General features: G+C 65.2%; 17 protein-coding genes and 3 pseudogenes. 12 read left to right on the forward strand and 8 right to left on the reverse strand.

Translation table 11 applies throughout. The features are described 5' to 3' along the window. Positions 1 to 3: 3 nt before the first annotated feature. From CWS35_RS00860 to CWS35_RS00875, 4 genes and pseudogenes are all read right to left on the reverse strand, one after another. Positions 4 to 621, reverse strand: a complete 618-nt coding sequence (locus CWS35_RS00860; protein ID WP_024584853.1) for a glutathione S-transferase family protein — start codon at positions 619 to 621, stop codon at positions 4 to 6. Positions 622 to 751: 130 nt separating this feature from the next. After that, a pseudogene (locus CWS35_RS00865) lies at positions 752 to 1164 on the reverse strand (Rieske (2Fe-2S) protein). A gap of 221 nt (positions 1165 to 1385) precedes the next feature. Next, positions 1386 to 2498, reverse strand: coding sequence for an amidohydrolase family protein (locus tag CWS35_RS00870; RefSeq protein WP_100950244.1), 1113 nt, complete (start codon positions 2496 to 2498; stop codon positions 1386 to 1388). Positions 2499 to 2566: 68 nt separating this feature from the next. Beyond that, positions 2567 to 3631 carry an amidohydrolase family protein gene (locus CWS35_RS00875; protein ID WP_024584850.1) on the reverse strand — a complete coding sequence of 355 codons (1065 nt, stop codon included), beginning with the start codon at positions 3629 to 3631 and terminating at the stop codon, positions 2567 to 2569. A gap of 248 nt (positions 3632 to 3879) precedes the next feature. On the opposite strand from CWS35_RS00875, the gene CWS35_RS00880 reads away from it, so the two are divergent. Then, entirely contained in the window at positions 3880 to 4359 is a 480-nt protein-coding gene (locus tag CWS35_RS00880; RefSeq protein ID WP_168226240.1) for a hypothetical protein, read from the forward strand. Here the strand turns inward: CWS35_RS00880 and CWS35_RS00885 are convergent. Continuing rightward, positions 4356 to 5081 (reverse strand): DJ-1/PfpI family protein, encoded by a 726-nt coding sequence (locus CWS35_RS00885; RefSeq protein WP_100950246.1) that lies wholly within the window; start codon positions 5079 to 5081, stop codon positions 4356 to 4358. The two genes, CWS35_RS00880 and CWS35_RS00885, sit on opposite strands and share 4 nt — an antisense overlap. Positions 5082 to 5134: 53 nt before the next feature. On the opposite strand from CWS35_RS00885, the gene CWS35_RS00890 reads away from it, so the two are divergent. Both CWS35_RS00890 and CWS35_RS00895 read left to right on the forward strand, forming a co-directional pair. Next, a complete protein-coding gene (locus CWS35_RS00890; protein ID WP_245438826.1) occupies positions 5135 to 6130 on the forward strand; it encodes a GlxA family transcriptional regulator in 996 nt (331 codons plus the stop codon). A gap of 114 nt (positions 6131 to 6244) precedes the next feature. Next, on the forward strand, positions 6245 to 6799 hold the full coding sequence (locus CWS35_RS00895; protein WP_100950250.1) for a sugar O-acetyltransferase: 555 nt from the start codon (positions 6245 to 6247) through the stop codon (positions 6797 to 6799). A 47-nt stretch (positions 6800 to 6846) separates the two neighbouring features. On the opposite strand, the gene CWS35_RS00900 is transcribed toward CWS35_RS00895, so the two are convergent. Both CWS35_RS00900 and CWS35_RS00905 read right to left on the reverse strand, forming a co-directional pair. Then, entirely contained in the window at positions 6847 to 7395 is a 549-nt protein-coding gene (locus tag CWS35_RS00900; RefSeq protein WP_100950252.1) for a carboxymuconolactone decarboxylase family protein, read from the reverse strand. 159 nt (positions 7396 to 7554) lie between these two features. Continuing rightward, a pseudogene (locus CWS35_RS00905) lies at positions 7555 to 8492 on the reverse strand (LysR family transcriptional regulator). 117 nt (positions 8493 to 8609) lie between these two features. Here CWS35_RS00905 and CWS35_RS00910 point away from each other — a divergent pair. The 3 genes and pseudogenes from CWS35_RS00910 to rnk all read left to right on the forward strand — a co-directional run bounded on the left by CWS35_RS00910 (position 8610) and on the right by rnk (position 10405). Then, positions 8610 to 9176: a chromate transporter gene (locus CWS35_RS00910; protein ID WP_024584843.1), complete on the forward strand. Its 567-nt coding sequence runs from the start codon at positions 8610 to 8612 to the stop codon at positions 9174 to 9176. Further along, positions 9173 to 9702 (forward strand): annotated as a pseudogene (locus CWS35_RS00915) (chromate transporter). Before CWS35_RS00910 ends, CWS35_RS00915 begins: the two are co-directional and overlap by 4 nt. Before the next feature lie 283 nt (positions 9703 to 9985). Continuing rightward, positions 9986 to 10405, forward strand: coding sequence for a nucleoside diphosphate kinase regulator (rnk, locus tag CWS35_RS00920; RefSeq protein WP_245438827.1), 420 nt, complete (start codon positions 9986 to 9988; stop codon positions 10403 to 10405). 307 nt (positions 10406 to 10712) lie between these two features. On the opposite strand, the gene CWS35_RS00925 is transcribed toward rnk, so the two are convergent. Then, a complete protein-coding gene (locus CWS35_RS00925) occupies positions 10713 to 11777 on the reverse strand; it encodes a ketopantoate reductase family protein (RefSeq protein ID WP_100950254.1) in 1065 nt (354 codons plus the stop codon). A gap of 82 nt (positions 11778 to 11859) precedes the next feature. On the opposite strand from CWS35_RS00925, the gene CWS35_RS00930 reads away from it, so the two are divergent. The 6 genes from CWS35_RS00930 to CWS35_RS00955 all read left to right on the forward strand — a co-directional run bounded on the left by CWS35_RS00930 (position 11860) and on the right by CWS35_RS00955 (position 18466). Then, the gene (locus tag CWS35_RS00930; protein ID WP_160306646.1) at positions 11860 to 13125 is read left to right on the forward strand and encodes a TetR/AcrR family transcriptional regulator; all 1266 of its coding nucleotides are present in this window, start codon (positions 11860 to 11862) and stop codon (positions 13123 to 13125) included. Between the two features lie 287 nt (positions 13126 to 13412). Further along, on the forward strand, positions 13413 to 14651 hold the full coding sequence (locus CWS35_RS00935; RefSeq protein WP_100950258.1) for a branched-chain amino acid ABC transporter substrate-binding protein: 1239 nt from the start codon (positions 13413 to 13415) through the stop codon (positions 14649 to 14651). Between the two features lie 138 nt (positions 14652 to 14789). Continuing rightward, positions 14790 to 15737 carry a branched-chain amino acid ABC transporter permease gene (locus CWS35_RS00940; protein ID WP_024584837.1) on the forward strand — a complete coding sequence of 316 codons (948 nt, stop codon included), beginning with the start codon at positions 14790 to 14792 and terminating at the stop codon, positions 15735 to 15737. After that, entirely contained in the window at positions 15727 to 17025 is a 1299-nt protein-coding gene (locus tag CWS35_RS00945) for a branched-chain amino acid ABC transporter permease (RefSeq protein WP_100950260.1), read from the forward strand. The genes CWS35_RS00940 and CWS35_RS00945 overlap by 11 nt, the downstream gene beginning before the upstream one ends. Then, positions 17022 to 17771: an ABC transporter ATP-binding protein gene (locus CWS35_RS00950; RefSeq protein WP_024584835.1), complete on the forward strand. Its 750-nt coding sequence runs from the start codon at positions 17022 to 17024 to the stop codon at positions 17769 to 17771. The genes CWS35_RS00945 and CWS35_RS00950 overlap by 4 nt, the downstream gene beginning before the upstream one ends. Then, positions 17771 to 18466 carry an ABC transporter ATP-binding protein gene (locus tag CWS35_RS00955; RefSeq protein ID WP_100950261.1) on the forward strand — a complete coding sequence of 232 codons (696 nt, stop codon included), beginning with the start codon at positions 17771 to 17773 and terminating at the stop codon, positions 18464 to 18466. Before CWS35_RS00950 ends, CWS35_RS00955 begins: the two co-directional genes overlap by 1 nt.

Raw genomic sequence — 18466 nt, forward strand, 5'->3', positions numbered from 1 at the left:
ACGTTACGCCGCCGCCCTCAGGCCGGCGGCAGTCCTGGCGAAAGGCACGAAGCCGGGCAGCGCCTCGATCCGGCGCAGGAAGGCGTCGACGCGCGGATAGGCGGAGAGATCGACATTGCCTTCGGGCGCGCTCGACAGATAGCTGTAGAGCGCGACGTCGGCGATCGTCGGCCCCGCGCCGACCAGCCAGTCGCGATCGGCAAGATGCGCCTCCAGCCGCTTCAGCAGGACATGCGCCCGCGCGATCACATCGTCCGGATTGTGCTTGGCGCCGAACACGGTGATGAGCCGCGCCGCCGCGGGGCCATAGGCGAGCTCGCCGGCGGCGACCGACAGCCAGCGCTGCACGGCGGCGGCCCCCTTGGCATCCCGTGGCAACCAATCGGTGCGACCGAGCTTGGTGGCGAGATAGACCAGGATCGCATTCGAATCGGCAATGATGGTGCCGTCATCGTCCAGCACCGGCACCTGGCCGAACGGATTGAGCGCGAGGAATTCCGCCGTCTTGTGCGCGCCGGACCTGAGATCGACCTCGACCAGCTCGTGCGGAACCCCGAGCAGGGACAAAAACAGACGCGCGCGATGCGCGTGGCCCGAAAGAGGGAAGTGATAGAGCTTCATGGTGCCGTTCCTGATGTCGTGCACGGGGTCATTCCCGCCCGCGACCTCAAGGTGGCGCATTGCAACAGGTATTATAATTGCCTAGTTTGGAACTTCATTGTTGCAATAATCGCAATTAATGGATTGGCGGCTAAACCTCGACGATCACGTAATTGTCCTCGATGTGCACCGGGAACGTCTCGGCGACATACGGCCCCTTCTGCAACTCGGCGCCGCTCTCGACCGCGACCGGATAGGAGCGGATCTTGAACCGCTTGGGTCGAACCAGGACTGGCCGTTGCGGATGTCGAATTCCCAGCCGTGCCATGGACAGCGCAGCATCTCGCCAACACGGTCGCGCTGATAGATGCCGGGCTCCGGCGAGGTCAGGCGCGCGACGCACGCCGCCTTCTCCAGCGGCGCGCCTTCATGCGGGCAGCGATTGAGCAGCGCGAAGAACTCGCCATTGACGTGGAACACGACGATGTCGCGGCCCTCGAGGCCGAACACCTTGTTGCCGCCGGCCGGGATCTCGCTGGTGCGCGCGACGATGTGACGGGTCATCCTGGTCCTAGCATTTGACGGCAACGGCGGTGCGCTCCCTCGCCCCGTTCTTACGGGGAGAGGGTTGGGGTGAGGGGCTGTCTCCGCGCATCCGATGACAGCTGAGCTTGCGGAGCGTCCCCCTCACCCGGAACGCATCTAATGATGCGTTCCGACCTCTCCCCGCACGCGGGGCGAGGTGAAGTGAAGCCCGCGGCTGAATCGGAAACCACGCCATCTTGCTAGAACTTGTAAACCGCGCGGGCATTGCCGTTGAAGATCTTGCGCCGCTCGGCCTCGGTCAGCGGCGTCTTGAAGGCGTAGCGGGCATCGTCATAGTCCCAGTGTGGATAGTCCGACGAGAACAGCAGCCGGTCGATGCCGACCCATTCGATCAGTTGGCGCAGATGCTTCGCCTCATCCGGCTCGTCGATCGGCTGGGTGGTGAACCAGAAATTCTGCTTCACATACTCGCTCGGCCGGCGCTTCAGATGCGGCACCTCGCTGCGGAAGCGCTCGAAGTGCTGGTCCATCCGCCACATCGTCGCGGGGATCCAGCCGAAGCCGCCCTCGATGAACACGATCTTCAGTTTCGGGAAGCGCTCCGGCACGCCTTCCAGCACCAGGCTCGTGAGGTTCGAGGCCACCGTATGCGCGTTCGACTGATGCTCCTCGCAGTAATAGGACGGCCAGCCGCCGCCGGTCGGCGCGTGCCCGCCATAGCCGCCGACATGGATGCCGAGCGGCAGGTCGAGCGCCTGCGCGCGCTCGTAGATCGGCCAGTAGCGGCGGCGGCCGAGCGGCTCGTTGGCGCGCGGCGAGACGTTGATCTGGATGTATTCGCCTGATTTGGCGCAACGCTCGATCTCGGCAAGGCCGAGGTCGGAGCCGTCCTGCCCGACCAGGATCGAGGCCTTCAGCCTGGGATCGCGATGCGCCCAGAACGCGAGCTGCCAGTCGTTGATGGCGCGCTGGATCGCGGCGCCGAATTCCAGGTTCTGCTGCGAGAAGATGAAGAGGTCGAGCACCTGCAAAATGCCGAACTCGACATCGAACGGATCGAGATGCTGCTTGCGCATGAAGTCGAGATCGGAGCCCGGCACCCCGCCGGTCGGCGGCCACGCATCGCGCCGTGCGATCAAGGGCGAGGAGCGCGGATACGGCGTGGTGCCGATATAGGGCGTGCGCAGATGGCTGCCATATTCCTTGAGATGCTGCTGCCAGCGCTTCGGCAGGAACTCGTTGAGGTCGCTATGCGCATGGATGCTCGGATGGATGTCGCAGTCGATGATCCTGAGCCGCGCCGCAGCGGTCGTCTCCTGGTCGAGCATCGGGCGGTCGATGACGTCACTCATGCGATCCTCCTTGTTATCTGGCGCATGATCTCTTCGGAAAACCGGTTCCCACTTTTCCGGATCATGCGCTACGAATTCAGCTTGAGGCGCGGAAAGGTTTCCAGCGGGTTGTCCTCGCTCATCCGCTTGACGAGGTCGTCGGGCAGATGCGGCGGGATCGGATCGTCACCGTCGAACTGCCAGTGCGGATAGTCGGACGCGAACAGGAACATCTTGTCGGAGCCGATCTGGTCGATGATGTCGGCAACGCCGGTTGCATCCGTCGGCGCGTCGAACGGCTGCATGGTGACGCGGAAATGGTCGCGGATGATCGCGGCCGGCTCGCGCTCCACCCAGGGCACCTCGACGCGCACGCCGCGCCAGGTCTTGTTGGCGCGCCACATGAAGGCCGGCAGCCAGCTGACGCCCGACTCCATCAGCACCACGGTCAATCCGGGATACTTCCCGAACACGCCCTCATAGATCAGGCTCAGCGTCTGCGCCTGGAACGCCTGCGCCTCGGCCAGATAATATTCGTAGCGGTAGGACGGCCAGCCGATCGAGCTCGGCGCGCCGCGATAGGCGCTGCCGGCGTGGATCGCGATCGGCAGCCTGTATTTCTCGGCGGCCTGGTAGATCGGCCAGTAATGACGCCGCCCGAGCAGCGTCTCGTTCTGCGACGGCACCAGCACCGAGACGAACCGATGATCGCCGGCGCGGCGCTCGATCTCCTCGACCGCGAGATCCGGTGCCTGGATCGGCACCACGATCGAGGCGCGCAGCCGCTTGTCCTTGGCGAGCCATTCGGCCGCGATCCAGTCGTTGATCGCGCGGCAGAAGTCCGCCGCCATGTAGGAATCGAACACCGCCTGCGCGCCATAGACGACATTGCAGATCGCGTGGCTGGCGCCAAGCTGGTCGAACGCGCCGCGCTGCACCATGGCAAGATCGCTGCCCGGCTTGCTGCCGTCCGCCGGCCGCCAGTCGGCGCGGCCAGACAGCGGCATCGACGGCGGGTAGGAATTGAGGTCGAGCCCGTCGATGGCGCGGCTGACCACCTGTTCCTTCCAGTGATCGCTCAAATAGGGCAGCAGCGTGGTGCGCGTTCCTCCCACCGCGGGATGGATATCGCAGTCGATGCGCGTGGCCGCCATAGCGCTCCTCGATTTCAGTTCCTCGAACTGTCTTGGTCTTCTTTATTGGCGGCTTCACCACCGCAGTCCGGACTGTGACGCCGATGGCGCGATCGTGCAAGCGGGTGGACGCGGGTCCGCCCTGCCCTCTGCGCGCAGCGCCGCCTCACGCGAAGTTGCGGGACGGCGTGTGAAGGGTGTCACCCATCCGGACCGCGGGACGTGCTAGCGATTTCGCGCTGCGGAAAGCGCACTGACAGGAGACTGCAATGAGACTGGGCCGACTGACGATCCTCGCGTGTTCATTGTCGCTGGCCGCGTCGGCCGCATCGGCCGCGCCCGCAACCACGTCCGGCTCGGTCGCGCTGGCGCTCGCGGGCGTGGTGGCGCCCTATTCGCCGCTGCCGGACGCGGAGAAGAAGGCGGTCGCCGCCTTCTTCAACGGCGGCGGCAATGTCTCTTATGCGAAACCGATCACCGTCACCGCCGACAAGGTGGTCTGTCGCGCCAGCAATGTCGACATCACCTCGCGCTCCTGCGAGCTGACATTCGGCGGGCGCAGCCACACCGTGAAGGGGCGCGAAGCCAATGCTATCTTTGCCACCATCGCGCTCGCCGGCGTCCCCGGCGACGGCGCCGCCGGCACGATCTACGAGGCGCTGTCGAAACTGTCCTGCACGCTCGATCCTGCCGTCATCGAGGACAAGGCCGGCGGCGGAGCCAACTGCAACTTCGAGCCGGGCAATTAGCCTGTCGTCTCAATCTCCGGCACGACGACGCCCAACCGGACCGCCACGCGGCGCGCGGTCGCTTCGCGCTGCGCCGTGATCGTGCGCGTCGCCTGCCGTGTTTGTTGCAGGATCTCAGGCGGCGCGGTCTCCGGCGTGCCACTGTCGAACGGCGGCTCCGGCGCATAGGCCATGTAGAGCTGGATCGCCCGTGCCGCGTCGTCGCCGCGCAGTTCGGCGGCGAGCCGCAGCGCCCCGTCGATCCCCGCGGTGACGCCGGCGGCAAAGACGTAGCTTTCGTCGACGACCACGCGCTCATTCACGGGGGTAGCGCCGAAATACGGCAGCAGATGGAACGACGCCCAATGCGTCGTCGCCCGGCGTCCCTTCAACAGGCCGGCCGCGCCACACAGCAACGCGCCGGTGCAGACCGAGAAGATGCTGCAAGCCCCCGCCGCCTGCTGACGGATCCAGCCGAGCACTTCGGCGTCCTCCATCAAGGCTTCCTGGCCGAATCCGCCCGGCACATGCAGCACATCGAGCGGCGGCGCCTCGGCCAGCGTGGCATCCGGCGTCAGCCGCAAGCCCTTGAGGTCGCGCACCGGCTCCATGGTCTTGGCATAGATGCGGTAGGTCGAATTCGGAATCCGCGACAGCACTTCGAAAGGACCGGTCAAGTCGATCTGATCGACGTCTTCGAACAGCAGCGAACCGATCCGCAACTGGACATCATGGGCAATCATCTGGCTCTCCTTGCACTATGGACAAAGCAAACCTAGCGCGGCACGTTTCGGCGATGACGCCAAAGCCCCCACATTCTCCGCCAAACGACAAGCGCGCGATCGAAGTGCTGGCCTATCCGGCGGTGCAGCTGCTCGACGTCACCGGGCCATTGCAGGTGTTCGCTTCCGCCAACGCGCTGACGGCCAAGGCTGGCAACGCCGAGCCCTATGACGTCCGCGTCGTCGCCAAGGACGGCCCGACGGTCGAGGCATCTGCCGGCGTTGGAATAGCGGTGCATCCGTTGCCCGCGATCGGTACCGCGGTCGACACGCTGGTGATTCCCGGCGGCGACGGCGTCAACGCCGCAGCGTCCGATCGCATCCTGGTGGATTGGGTGCGCAAGCGCAGCGGCGATGCCCGCCGCACCGCATCGGTGTGCACCGGCGCGTTCCTGCTCGCCGCGTCAGGCGCGCTCGACGGCCGTCGCGCCGTGACGCATTGGGGATTCTGGGAAGAGCTTGCTGCACGCTATCCCGAGGTCCGTGTCGAGTCCGATCCGATCTTCGTGCGCGACGGAACGTTCTGGACATCGGCCGGCGTCACGTCGGGCATCGATCTCGCTTTGGCGCTGGTGGAGGACGATCTCGGCCGCGCGACAGCGCTTGCCGTCGCCCGCTATCTCGTGGTGTTTCTCAAGCGTCCGGGCGGCCAGTCGCAATTCAGCGAGGTGCTTTCGCTGCAGACCGCCGATGACAGGTTCAGCGCGCTGCATGACTGGATCAGCAACCACCTCGCCGACGACCTCTCGCTGCCGACGCTGGCGAAACAGGCCGGTATGAGCGAGCGCAGCTTCAGCCGGCATTATGCGGATGCGACCGGGTTGACACCGGCACGCGCGATCGAGCGGCTGCGGGTCGAAGGTGCAAGGCATCTGCTGTCGGAGACCAGGCTGCCGATCAAGCGCATCGCGCAACGCTGCGGCTTCGGCTCCGAGGAGACCATGCGCCGCAGCTTCCTGCGATTGCTGGCGACCACTCCGCAGGACTACCGCGCCAGATTTGCCGGCTAGGTTGTGAGCCCATAAGGCGGAAATGACGCGATGCTAGAATGCGGTCCTCCTGCATTGTAGCTTTGCCAATGAAGCAGCGGCGCGAATCGGTTCTGCTGTGCAAGGAAACGGCGAATGTCGCATCAGGATGGTGTCAGGATCGTTAATAGGCGGACGCCAGAATCCGCAGCGATGGTAGCGGAGACCAAGCGGGCAATGGCGATAACGGCGAAGATCAATCGCTTGACGTTCGACGATGCGGACGAAGTCCGGGCCTTGTTCAGTGAGCTCATCGGCAAGCAAGTCGATGATCGCTTCCTATTGATCCCGCCATTCTACGCGACGGGTGGGAACGAAACCCAGGTCGGGCGCAACGTCTTCATCAATCAGAACTGCACACTGTATGACCTCGGTGGAATCACCATAGCCGACGACGTGATGATTGGACCGAACGTGAGCATCATCACGTCAGGCCATCCGCTCGACCCTTCCCAACGCCGGTCCGTTACGGCCAAGCCCATCGTAATTGAGAGGAACGTCTGGATCGCAGCCGGCGCAACGATCATCGGCGGGGTTACCGTCGGCGAGAACTCAGTCGTTGCTGCCGGCTCGGTCGTTACCAAGGACGTGCCCCCGAATACGCTTACGGGAGGTAATCCGGCGCGGGTCATTCGCACGATTAGCGCCTAGTCTGGGCAAGTGCACGCCGGCCGATGGCCGGCGTGCACTATTGATACTCAGCCATTCCAGGCATGCGGCTGCAATCCCGCCTCCAGCGGCGGATTGGTCACGCTGCCGGTGTAGTTCGTGATGGTCGATGCCGCCACGATGGTGATCACCTCGAGCAGCAATTCCTTGCTGAACCCGGCCGCCAGGAACCTCTCGGTGTCTTGCTGGTCGAGCCGCCCGCGCTTCTCGATCAGCGTCCTCGCCAATGTCGAGAGCGCGCCGAGTTGCCCGTTCGCGGGCGAGCGCCCGGCCCGCATCGCCTCGACGTCTTGAGGATCGAGACCGGCCTGCAAGCCGAGCGCGGAATGCAGCGCGACCGCCCAGTTGCTGGCGTTGGTCACCGCGTCGGTGAGCAGCACGGTCTGGATCTGCTGCTCGGAGAAGCTGCCGCCGTGAACTTTGTCGAAGATGTGGAGGAAGCTCTGGATCAGCACCGGCGACGTCGCCATCGCGGCCGCAAGGTTCGGGATCATGCCGAACCGCGCCTCGACCTCGCGCAAGGTCGGCTTCGAGGCTTCGGGCGCGGCGTCGTACGTATGGACAGGAAAACGTGTCATCGGAACTGCCTCTCTGCTGTGTTGGATGAACCCGGGGCGGCTTCGGACGCTGAGCCATTGCGATCGGCACGTGAGCAGCCGGGTTCGATGCAGGCTATCTAGCTGCACGCCGACACAAGCGTTCGCCAAACTCCCCACATTCCGCGCCAGCCGGGACGATCAGCTCCGTCGCGCAAGACCTTCGTCACCGCCCGCACGATCCTTCACCCGCCGCGTTACGATGGCGAGCAGGCGGCCGAGCGTGCCGCCGGCCGGGCCCTTCTTGCGCGCCAGCGCGAGCGGCGCGACCAGGCCCGTGGCACGGTCGAGGCGGAGATAGGAGACGCCCGCGGTCTCGAGCCGCGCCATCGATTCCGGCACGATCGAAATCCCGAGCCCCGCGGCGACCAGGCTGAGCGTCGACACCATTCGCGTCGCCTCCTGCGCCACCTTCGGGCTGAAGCCCGCCGCGCGGCAGGCGGCGATGATGCTGTCGTAAAGCCCCGGACCGGTCGGGCGGCGGTAGAGGATCAGCGGCTCGTCGGCGAGCGAGCCCAGCGAAATCCGCCGCCGCGTGTCCTTGCGGGCGCGCGGATGATGGTCGGGCAGCGCGACCAGCATCTCCTCGTCGAGCAGATGGGTGATGGTGAGATTCTCCAGCCGCTCGCTCGGCGAACGCACGAATGCCGCATCGAGCCGGTCGGCCTCGACGGCTTCGATCAGTTCGCCGGTCGAGGCCTCTTCCAGCGACAGCGTGATCGCGGGCGCGCGCTCGCGCATTTCGCGCATCACGCCGGTGACGAAGGGGTGGAAGGCGGCCGAGGAGGTGAAGCCGATCGCAAGCTGGCCTTCCTGGCCACGGCTGGCGCGGCGCGCCGCTTCGACGGCGAGGTCGGTGTCGCGCAGGATCACGCGCGCCTTCTCCACGAAGGCGCGGCCGGCGGCGGTCAGTTCGACCCGCGCGGTTGCCGGCGAAACAGCGGCGCGCCGATCGCGGCCTCCAGCGCGCGGATCTGCTGGCTCAGCGGCGGTTGCTGGATGCCGAGACGGGCGGCGGCGCGGGTGATATGGCCTTCCTCGGCGACCGCGACGGCATAGCGGAGATGGCGCAGCTCGATCATCGGACTGATCCATATGCAATGGATATGATAATTCCATGATCCATATATTTGATATTTGGAGCATCGCAAACTAGGTTCGAGTCGAACACGAGAGGAAACGGAGCCGACGCGCCGATGGATGCAGCCCCTGCCACCCTGACCACCAAGCACGAGGCGCCCGATATCGGCGAACTTTTCACCGGCTTCTTCATCCTCGGATTGACCGGCTTCGGCGGCGTGCTGCCGCTGGCGCGCCACATGATGGTGGAGAAGCGCGGCTGGCTCACCGGCGCCGAGTTCACCGACCTGCTCGGGCTCTGCCAGTTCCTGCCCGGCGGCAACATCATCAACATGTCGGTCGCGGTCGGGCTGAAGTTTCGCGGCATTCCCGGCGCCATCGCCTCGATCCTCGGGCTGATCGCGGTGCCGACCGCCGTCGTGATCGGCCTTGGCATGATCTACGCCCGCTTCGCCGACGACCTGGTGGTGCGCCATCTGTTCGGTGGCCTCGCCGCGGCAGCAGCCGGGCTTTTAATCTCCACCGCGATCAAGATCGCCTGGCCGCTGCGCCGCGATGTGCTCGGCCTGTTCATCGGCGCGCTCTGCGTGCTCGCGATCGCGGTGTTCCGGCTGCCGCTGCTGCCGACGCTGCTGACGCTGGCGCCGCTCAGCATCTTTCTCAGGGCGAGGCAGGCATCATGAGCGCAACCCTCGTCACGCTGGCGCTGATCTTCAGCCAATTGTCGCTGCTGGCCTTTGGCGGCGGCAACACCATCCTGCCGGAGATGCAGCGGCAGGTGGTCGATATCCATCACTGGATGACGGCGCAGGAATTCGGCGCGCTGTTCGCGCTGGCGCAGGCCGCCCCGGGCCGAACATGATGGTGGTGCCGCTGGTCGGCTGGCATGTCGCGGGCTTCTCCGGCGTGCTGGTGACCTCGCTCGCCAAGTTCGGGCCGTCGTCGCTCGTGACAGGCTTTGCGCTGCGGCTGTGGGAGCGCTTCAAGGACCGGCCCTGGCGCAAGACCGTGCAGGCCGGGCTGGTTCCGGTCACCGCCGGCCTCGTCACCGCCAGCGCCATCGTCATCACCCATGCTTCGGCCTCGAGCTGGGGCACGATCCTGATCGCGGCCGGCGTCGCGATCGCTACCACCACGACCCGCATCCATCCGCTGCTCGCACTCGCCGCCGGCGCCGCGCTCGGCCTCACCGGCATCGGCCAGCCCTGATACCGGTTCGGCGATGAGCGCGTGCGCGCTTTCGCCGCAATGGATGCGACGGCACGAGCGGCTATGTTCGTGTTGCCATGATCCACATGCTGAGCATCGACACCCGTATTGCGCGCCTCGGATTGCGCGCCGGACGTCTGCACGCAGGCACTTAGCCGGCCGGCGATCGCGCGCCGTCCGGATTCCCTACCACGTCATCAGAATCATTTCAGTCCGCCGCGTCGCGCGATGCAGTCGCGCGCCGGCGTCGACGCATCTCCGATCAACCGCAAAGTCAGACGACATGACCCAGAGCATTCAGAACAGTTTTTCCGCCGCCACCTTGCCGCCGATCGTGATCGCCGCGAGCGAAGCGCTGCGCCTCAGCGCGCTGGCCGATTCCAGCATGGCGGTGTTTCCCCGCGTGGCCCAGTTCCTCGCCCGCGAGACCGACCGCGCGCGGGTCGTCGCCGACGATTCCGACCTGCACGACGTGGTCCGCATGAACTCGCGCGTGCGCTACCGCGACGACGAGACCGGCGACGTCAGGGAAGTCGTGCTGGTGTATCCGCATGAAGCCGACATCGCGCTCCGCCGCATCTCGGTGCTGACGCCGGTCGGCGCCGCATTGATCGGATTGTCGGTCGGCCAGACCATCGATTTCCAGACCCCGAGCCACCAGACGCGGTCGGTGACGATCTTGGCTGTGACGCATGAGGCTTAGCGGCGAGGCATCGAAGGACAACCGATATCAAGTTAGGAAGCCACCAGCGGATGGGCTCCCTCCCCCTTGCGGGGGAGGGTTGGGGAGAGGGGTGCCACACGGCGCACTCTCTCAATATCTCTGCGACACGCGATCGATGTTGCGATAGCGCCGCACAAACCTATCATCTCGCCCGGGGCCACCCCTCTCCCCACCCTCCCCCGCAAGGGGGAGGGAGCCTGATTGGCGTGCTCACCTCACTGGGGCCAGTCGCGATTTGCGCGTACCCGCATGGCGGGGACGCGTGATGCCCCCCCATCGACGCGCTTCACTGCGCGCCCGAACCGCCCTGCACGATCTTCTCGTTGAGCTTCTGGTCGACGGTCTCGACCGTGCGGTCGATCTCGGCGCTGGGGTTACCGAGCTGGTGCGAGATCAGCTTCACCAGGAGGTCGACGCGCTCGATGAACGGCGCGCCGGCGGCGACCGCGCGGGCCGCCGATGACGGCTTGAGCAGGCTTTCCGCCGCCTTGGCATATTTCGCGAACGGCACCTGGTCCGCCGGATCGGCGCCGAGCTTGCGGGCAATCCCGTCGACATGGTCATAGATCGCTTGCGAGCGCGTGAGGTCGCCATGCACGGCGTCGCGGATCGATTGCGGTTCTGTCGGCGTGATGCAGCGATAATTGCCGGTCAGCAGCATCGACCATTTCGCCAGCGGCACGAACAACGAATCGAACACCTTCAGCTTCACCGGCACGTCCTGGCCGTCGAGCGTGACCGCGTCGATGTCGGCCTCGAGCTCGCGCAGCACCTTGTTGTGCTTGTCGTCGGCGAACACGGCGGCCTTGAAATTGGTCGGCAGACCGACATGCAGCACATTGGCCTTCTCCTCCGGCGGACGGAACGCCTGCGGATCGGGCGAGCACAGCGTCACCAGTCCCGGCTCGAAGCGCTCCCAGACCTGTGCGTTGGTGTAGGCCTCCTCGAGATCCATGCCGGCGAGCGCGGGGATCCGCTTCAGATACGGCAGCGGCGGCATGTTCATGATCGAGAGGCACGGCAGCTTCGCCGCCGCGATCTTGATCATCAGCACGCGCACGGTGTGGTTGGTGTATTGCGGCTCCTGCATCGCGAGGCCGACCATGTCGTAACGCGACACGTCGACGTCGGCGGGCGTCACCGCGTCGAGCTTGCCCGGCAGGTCGCGCGAGAAGATCGAGCGGTGCTCCTTCTCGTCGCGCAGCTTGATCCGGACCTCGGTGCCCTCGCGGTTGATCAGGTCCGCGGTGTTCTTCCGGCACACCAGGGACACGTTGTGCCCCGCCATCAGAAGCTTGGTCCCCAGCAGGGAGCCGTAGGAAGCTCCAAGGATCAGAATGTTGCGCGCCATGATCTCTCCAAAAGACTACTGGTGTATGGTATACCAGCGTCTATCGCAGATCGACAAGCGGCTGCCAAGGGGATTATCTCGCGTGCGAGTTTCGCTCCGCGATCAGGAAGGGCATTCGAGCTTGCAAGTCGCCGCCGACCCGACGGATCGGGCTGAAGAAATCCTGGTCTCAGCTTCCCGGCTGTTTGCCCGCCACTCCTATGCGAATGTGACGATGGAGCAGGTCGCGGCCTCGGTGCGGGCCGTGCCGGGCGCGCTGTACCACTATTTCCGCGACAAGGAAGATCTGATCTTCCACTGCTACCTGCGCGGGCTGGCGATCTACCGGCACGAGATCGAAGCGGCCGCCGAGCCCGGCATCGACGGGCTCGAGATCATCAGGCGTTTCGTGCGCGGCAGGCTGCGGCCCGAAGGCCAGCGCATGATCCTGTTCACCGATATCGATGCGCTCGCCGCACCCTATAGCAGCGAAGTCCATGCGAGGCGCTGGCAGAATGCCGCGCTGCTGGCCGATGTCCTCGATCGCGGCGTGGCCGACGGCTCGATCAGCTGCGACGAACCGCTGCTGACAGCGGTGGCGCTGATCTCGATGCTGGACTGGGTGCCGTTCTGGCTGTCGGAACGCGACTACTACACGCGTCAGCAGGCGATCGATGCCATCGACGACATCGTCACGCATGGCGTCTACCGGCGCGAGCTCGCGATCCCCGACATGCCCGAGCCGCTCAGCCTCGCCCCGTTCCTCGAGGCGCGCGCCAGCTTGAACAAGCGGGCCGCCAAGTTCGACAGGATGCTGTCGATCGCCTCCGACAGTTTCAACCGAAGGGGCGCGTCAGGCACGTCGCTCGAGAGCATCGCCGTCGATGCCGGCATGACCCGCGCCGGCATCTACTATCACTTCAGCGAGAAAGAGAGCCTGCTGCTGGCCTGCCTGCGGCGCGGTCTCGCCGGCGAGGTCGGCATTCGGGAGCACCTGCAACAGCATAGCCTTGGGGCATTCGAGCACACCGTGCAGAGGATCCGCCTGCTGCTGATGCTGCACGACACACCCTGCGGCCCGAAGGCGACCTACCACAACATCAACTATCTCAACGACCCTGACCGGAAAGCCTATGTCGGACAGGTGCTGGCCTCGATCCGGCAAAGCCAGAGCAGCTATGAGTGCTGGATCGACGAGGGTCGCATCCGCCGCATCGACACATATTTCGCCGAGCGTATTCTAACCGGAATGGTCCATTGGTATCCGATCTGGTTCAAGATCAGGCGTGACTGGCCTTCGGCACAGGTCGCAGATCATTTCGCGCGACTATTCCTGTCGGGCCTCAAGCCGCGTCGGCATCCGGCTTGAATCGCCAAATCGCATCCCGCCGCTATGATGCTTCCGGACGCGAGGGGCTTCGGACGACGTCGGCTCCAATGGCGGGCGGGGATGCCTCATCCAAAAGTTTACTTGCGGTTCAAATCTGCACCGGATCTCGCGGGATCTCGAAGCGTTTATAGCCTATAACATTATAATACCTCACGCTAAAACTTGACGCAATATTCAATGCGAAAGTTGCAGAAGCTCGGCAATTGGGGCTAAGAGACGGCTTCGATCGCTCAAGATCAAGAAACACCAGCAAGGGAGAAAGCAGGATGCGTAGACTGATCGTTGCTGCCACAACGGCGCTGACGGTGTTGGGAGGCGCGGCCTCCGCGCAGGAAACCGTCAAGATCGGTTACATCGATCCGCTGTCCGGCGGCGGTGCCAGCGTTGGCGAAGGCGGCCTGAAGACGTTCCAGTATCTCGCCGACGAGTTGAACGCCAAGGGCGGCATCCTCGGCCACAAGGTCGAGATCGTTCCGCTCGACAACAAGACCAATCCGCAGGAAAGCCTGGTGCAGGCGCAGAAGGCGATCGACGCCGGCGTCCACTACATCACGCAGGGCAACGGCTCATCGGTCGGCGCCGCGCTGGAGGATTTCGTCACCAAGCACAATTCGCGCAACCCCGGCAAGGAAGTGCTCTACTTCAACTACGCCGCGGTCGACCCGAGCATGACCAACGAGAAGTGCAGCTACTGGCATTTCCGCTGGGATGCGAACTCGGACATCAAGATGGAAGCGCTGACCAACTACATGAAGGGCCAGGCGTCCATCAAGAAGGTCTATCTGATCAACATGGACTATTCGTTCGGTCAGTCGGTGCGCACCACGGCGCGCAAGATGCTGGGCGAAAAGCGGCCGGACATCCAGATCGTCGGCGACGAGCTGCATCCGATGCTCAAGGTCACCGACTTCTCGCCCTACATCGCCAAGATCAAGGCGTCGGGCGCCGACACCGTCGTGACCGGCAACTGGGGCCAGGACTTCGCGCTGCTGCTGAAGGCCGCGGCCGACGCCGGCCTCAAGGTCAACTGGTACACCTATTATGCCGGCGGCGCCGGCGGCCCGACCGCGATCAAGCAGACCGGCCTCGAGAACCAGGTGTTCCAGATCAGCGAAGGCGTGCCGAACTCCGGCAACAAGGCGGCGATGGATTTCGAAAAGGACTTCCGCGCCAAGACCGGCATTTCGGTTTGGTATCCGCGCGCGGTCAACGAGATGCGGATGTTCAAGGCGGCCGCCGAGAAGGCCAATTCGATCGACCCGGTGAAGGTCGCGGCCGCGCTCGAAGGCATGAAGTTCGAGGTGTTCGACGGCGGCGAGGGCTTCATGCGCAAGGACGATCACCAGTTCTTCCAGCCGATCTACATCTCCTCGTTCGGCGGTCTGGCCGACAAGGCCAAGGAGCCGTTCGACGAAGAGAACACCGGCTGGGGCTGGCACATCGTCTCCAAGATCGATACCGCCCAGACCATGCTTCCGACCACCTGCAACATGAAGCGGCCCTGATCGGCCGCCTTCCAATCCGCCTCCGCGCCCCTTCGGGGTCGCGGAGGCGTTCGTCATCCGGCAGCGTCGGTGCCGGACCTCAATTCCCTCGACAGGTCTTTGATCACGTGAACCGTTCATCTCTCAAGCGGGTGCGCCGTGGCTGAGTTGATTGTCATCTCGACGCTGAACGGCGTCCTGTTCGGCATGCTGCTGTTCCTGTTGTCCAGCGGGCTGACCGTCATCTTCAGCATGATGGGCGTGCTCAACTTCGCCCATGCCAGCTTCTACATGCTGGGCGCGTTCTTCGGCTATCAGCTGACGCGCTGGATCGGCTTCTGGCCGGCTCTGGTGCTGGCGCCGCTTCTGGTCGGCGCGGTCGGCATGGCGGTCGAGCGCTACGGCCTGCGCAACACCCACAAGCACGGCCATGTCGCCGAACTGCTGCTGACCTTCGGGCTCGCGTTCGCAATCGAAGAGATCGTCTCGATGATCTGGGGTAAGAGCCCGGTCGACTACCGGGTCCCGGCGGTGCTCGACTTCCCGGCCTTCACCGTGTTCTCCACCAACTACCCCGCCTACAAGATCTTCATGCTGGTCGTGTCCATCGTGATCTTCATCGCGCTGCTGGTCACGCTGAAGCGGACCCGGGTCGGCCTGATCGTGCAGGCCGCGCTGACCCATCCGAGCATGGTCGGCCATCTCGGCCATAATGTCGGCCGCGTCTTCATGCTCGTGTTCGGCGTCGGCAGCGCGCTCGCCGGCCTTGCCGGCGTGATCGCCGGGCCGTCGCTGGTGACGCAGTCCGACATGGCCGCGCTGCTCGGCCCGATCCTGTTCGTCGTCATCGTGTTCGGCGGCCTCGGCTCGCTGCCCGGCGCCTTCATCGCCTCGCTGCTGATCGGCCTGATCCAGACCTTCGCGGTCGCGCTGAACGGTTCGCTCGCCAGCGTGTTCGGTCCGCTCGATCCGAGCCTCGGCCCCTCGCCGCTCACCGACATCTGGAATGTCACGATCGCGCAGATCGCGCCGATCCTGCCCTATCTGCTGCTGGTGCTGGTCCTGATCTTCCGCCCCATGGGCCTGTTGGGGACGCGTGAGTCATGAGCAACGCTGCCCCCCCGCTCCTGCCGCGACCAAACAGGAATCCGGCGGCGCCCTCGGCTTCTATGGCGTCTGGCTGCTCGCAGCCGCGGCGCTCGTCGTGCTGCCGCTGGTGTTCTCCTCCGGCGGCTCGCTGACCTCGTTCAGCCTGATCGGCATCGCGATCATCTTCGCGCTGTCCTACAACATCCTGCTCGGCCAGACCGGCCTGCTGTCGTTCGGCCACGCCGTGCAATACGGCCTCGGCGGCTTCCTCGCCGTCCACGCCATGAACGCGGTCGCGAGCCACAACTGGCCGATCCCGCTGCCGGTGATTCCGCTGGTCGGCGGCATCGGCGGCATGGCCTTCGCGGTCGTGGTCGGCTGGGTCATGACCAAGCGCGCCGGCACGGTGTTCGCGATGATCTCGCTCGGCATCGGCGAACTGGTCGCCTCGTCGTCGCTGATCCTGCGCAGCGTGTTCGGCGGCGAGTCCGGCATCACCACCGACCGCACCTCGCTGATGCCGCTGTTCGGCTGGACCTTCGGACCGCAGCTCCAGGTCTATTACCTGATCGCGTTCTGGGTGCTGGTCTCGGCGATCGCGATGTATGCGCTGACCCGGACGCCGCTCGGCCGGATCTGCAACGCGGTGCGCGACAATCCCGAGCGCGTCGAGTTCATCGGCTACGATCCGCATGTGGTGCGCTACCTCGCCTACATGTTCGCGGGCTTCTTCGCCGGCATCGCCGGTGGACTGACCGCGATCAATTTCGAGATCGCCAACTCGGCCTATCTCGGCGCGACGCAATCCGGCCTGGTGCTGTTCTCCGCCTTCATCGGCGGCACCGCCTATTTCTTCGGGCCGATCCTCGGCGCCATCCTGGTGACCTACCTGCAACTCGGGCTGACCAGCGTCACCTCGGTCTGGCAGCTCTATTTCGGCATCATCTTCATCGGCATCGTGATGTTCGCGCCCGGCGGCATCGCCGGCATCCTGATGAAGCATCGACCGCTGATCCGCGCCGGCACGCTTGGCACCGTGATCCCGTCCTATCTGGTCGCCGCGATCCCGACCCTGGCGTTTGCGCTCGGCATCATCCTGACCATCGAGACCGTCGCGCGCTTCTCCGGCGGCGATCCGATCAAGCTGCTCGGCATCCCGTTCATCGCGACCGCGCCGACGACCTGGGTGACTGCTGCGGTGCTGCTCGTCGGCGGCTTCATTGTCGCGCGCATCACCTGGAGGCGCGTCGCGGAAGCCTGGGATCGCGCCGCGACGGTGGCCCGTGATCGGGGGTATCTCGCATGACCGCTGCCATTCAAGTCAACGCCGTCGAGAAGAGCTTCGGCAATGTGCAGATCATCCGCGACCTCAACCTGAGCGTCGCCAAGGGCGAGCGTCACGCCATCATCGGCCCGAACGGCGCCGGCAAGTCGACGACGTTCAACCTGATCTCCGGCCACATCAAGCCGACCTCGGGCGAGATCCGCCTCAACGGCGAGGTCACCTCGGGGCTGCGGCCGTTCGAGATCAACCGGCGCGGCCTGTCGCGCTCGTTCCAGGTGACCAACGTGTTCGCCCGCATGACGGTGTGGGAGAACGTCCGCTGCGCCGTGCTGTGGGCCACCGGCCACCGCTATGCGTTCTGGAAGAACGTCGACGGTCTGCCCGAGGTGAAGCAGCGCACCGCGCAGATCCTCGACGACATCCATCTCAGCCATCGCCGCGACGTGCCGGCGGGCCTGTTGACGTACGCCGAGCAGCGCGAGCTCGAGATCGGCATCACGATCGCCGGCGGCGCCAGCGTCATCATGCTGGACGAGCCGACCGCCGGCATGAGCCACGCCGAGACCGATCGCGCGGTCGCGCTGATCCGCCGCCTCACCGAGGGCCGCACGCTCGTCATCGTCGAGCACGACATGAGCGTGGTGTTCGGCCTCGCCGACCGCATCTCGGTGCTGGTCTACGGCCACATCATCGCCTCCGGCACGCCGGAGGAGATCCGCGGCAACCCGAAGGTCAAGGAAGCCTATCTCGGCGAGGAGGTCGACTGATGCTCGAGGTCAGGAATCTTCACGCCTATTACGGCAAGAGCCACATCCTGCAAGGCGTCGATCTCGACATCGCCGCCGGCGAGGTGGTGAGCCTGCTCGGCCGCAACGGCGTCGGCCGCTCCACCACCGTCAAGGCGATCATGGGCGAGGTGCCGCCGCAAGGCACCATCCGCTTCAAGGGCAAGGACATCGCGGGCCTGCCGAGCCACAAGATCGCGCGCCTCGGGCTCGGCTATGTGCCGGAGCATCGCGACATCTTTCCGAGCCTGACGGTGCGCCAGAACCTGCTGCTCGGCATCAAGGACCCGCGCCGCCCCGGCAAGTGGCGGTTGCAGGAGATGCTCGACATGTTCCCCAACCTCGCCCGCCGCGCCGACACGCCGGCCGGCGTGCTGTCGGGCGGCGAGAAGCAGATGCTGACCACCTGCCGCACCCTGCTCGGCGATCCCGAATTGATGATGATCGACGAGCCGACCGAAGGTCTGGCGCCGCTGATCGTGCAACAGGTCGGCGAATTGATCGCGCGGATCGCCAAAGCCGGCGTCGCCATCCTGCTGGTCGAGCAGAAGCTGTCGATCGCGATGAAGATCTCGAATCGGGTCTACATCATGGGCCATGGCCGCGTCGTGTTCGAAGGCACGCCCGAGCAACTCAAGAGCAACGCCGCGATCCGCGAGGAATGGCTGGAGGTGTGA

The organism is Bradyrhizobium sp. SK17, from assembly GCF_002831585.1.
In the GTDB taxonomy this organism is placed as follows: domain Bacteria; phylum Pseudomonadota; class Alphaproteobacteria; order Rhizobiales; family Xanthobacteraceae; genus Bradyrhizobium.

Excerpts from the sequence above, each read along its gene's own strand:
- CWS35_RS00860 (WP_024584853.1), bottom strand. The coding sequence starts at position 621 with ATGAAGCTCTATCACTTCCCTCTTTCGGGCCACGCGCATCGCGCGCGT.
- CWS35_RS00870 (WP_100950244.1), bottom strand. The coding sequence starts at position 2,498 with ATGAGTGACGTCATCGACCGCCCGATGCTCGACCAGGAGACGACCGCT.
- CWS35_RS00875 (WP_024584850.1), bottom strand. The coding sequence starts at position 3,631 with ATGGCGGCCACGCGCATCGACTGCGATATCCATCCCGCGGTGGGAGGA.
- CWS35_RS00880 (WP_168226240.1), top strand. The coding sequence starts at position 3,880 with ATGAGACTGGGCCGACTGACGATCCTCGCGTGTTCATTGTCGCTGGCC.
- CWS35_RS00885 (WP_100950246.1), bottom strand. The coding sequence starts at position 5,081 with ATGATTGCCCATGATGTCCAGTTGCGGATCGGTTCGCTGCTGTTCGAA.
- CWS35_RS00890 (WP_245438826.1), top strand. The coding sequence starts at position 5,135 with ATGACGCCAAAGCCCCCACATTCTCCGCCAAACGACAAGCGCGCGATC.
- CWS35_RS00895 (WP_100950250.1), top strand. The coding sequence starts at position 6,245 with ATGTCGCATCAGGATGGTGTCAGGATCGTTAATAGGCGGACGCCAGAA.
- CWS35_RS00900 (WP_100950252.1), bottom strand. The coding sequence starts at position 7,395 with ATGACACGTTTTCCTGTCCATACGTACGACGCCGCGCCCGAAGCCTCG.
- CWS35_RS00910 (WP_024584843.1), top strand. The coding sequence starts at position 8,610 with ATGGATGCAGCCCCTGCCACCCTGACCACCAAGCACGAGGCGCCCGAT.
- rnk (WP_245438827.1), top strand. The coding sequence starts at position 9,986 with ATGACCCAGAGCATTCAGAACAGTTTTTCCGCCGCCACCTTGCCGCCG.
- CWS35_RS00925 (WP_100950254.1), bottom strand. The coding sequence starts at position 11,777 with ATGGCGCGCAACATTCTGATCCTTGGAGCTTCCTACGGCTCCCTGCTG.
- CWS35_RS00935 (WP_100950258.1), top strand. The coding sequence starts at position 13,413 with ATGCGTAGACTGATCGTTGCTGCCACAACGGCGCTGACGGTGTTGGGA.
- CWS35_RS00950 (WP_024584835.1), top strand. The coding sequence starts at position 17,022 with ATGACCGCTGCCATTCAAGTCAACGCCGTCGAGAAGAGCTTCGGCAAT.
- CWS35_RS00955 (WP_100950261.1), top strand. The coding sequence starts at position 17,771 with ATGCTCGAGGTCAGGAATCTTCACGCCTATTACGGCAAGAGCCACATC.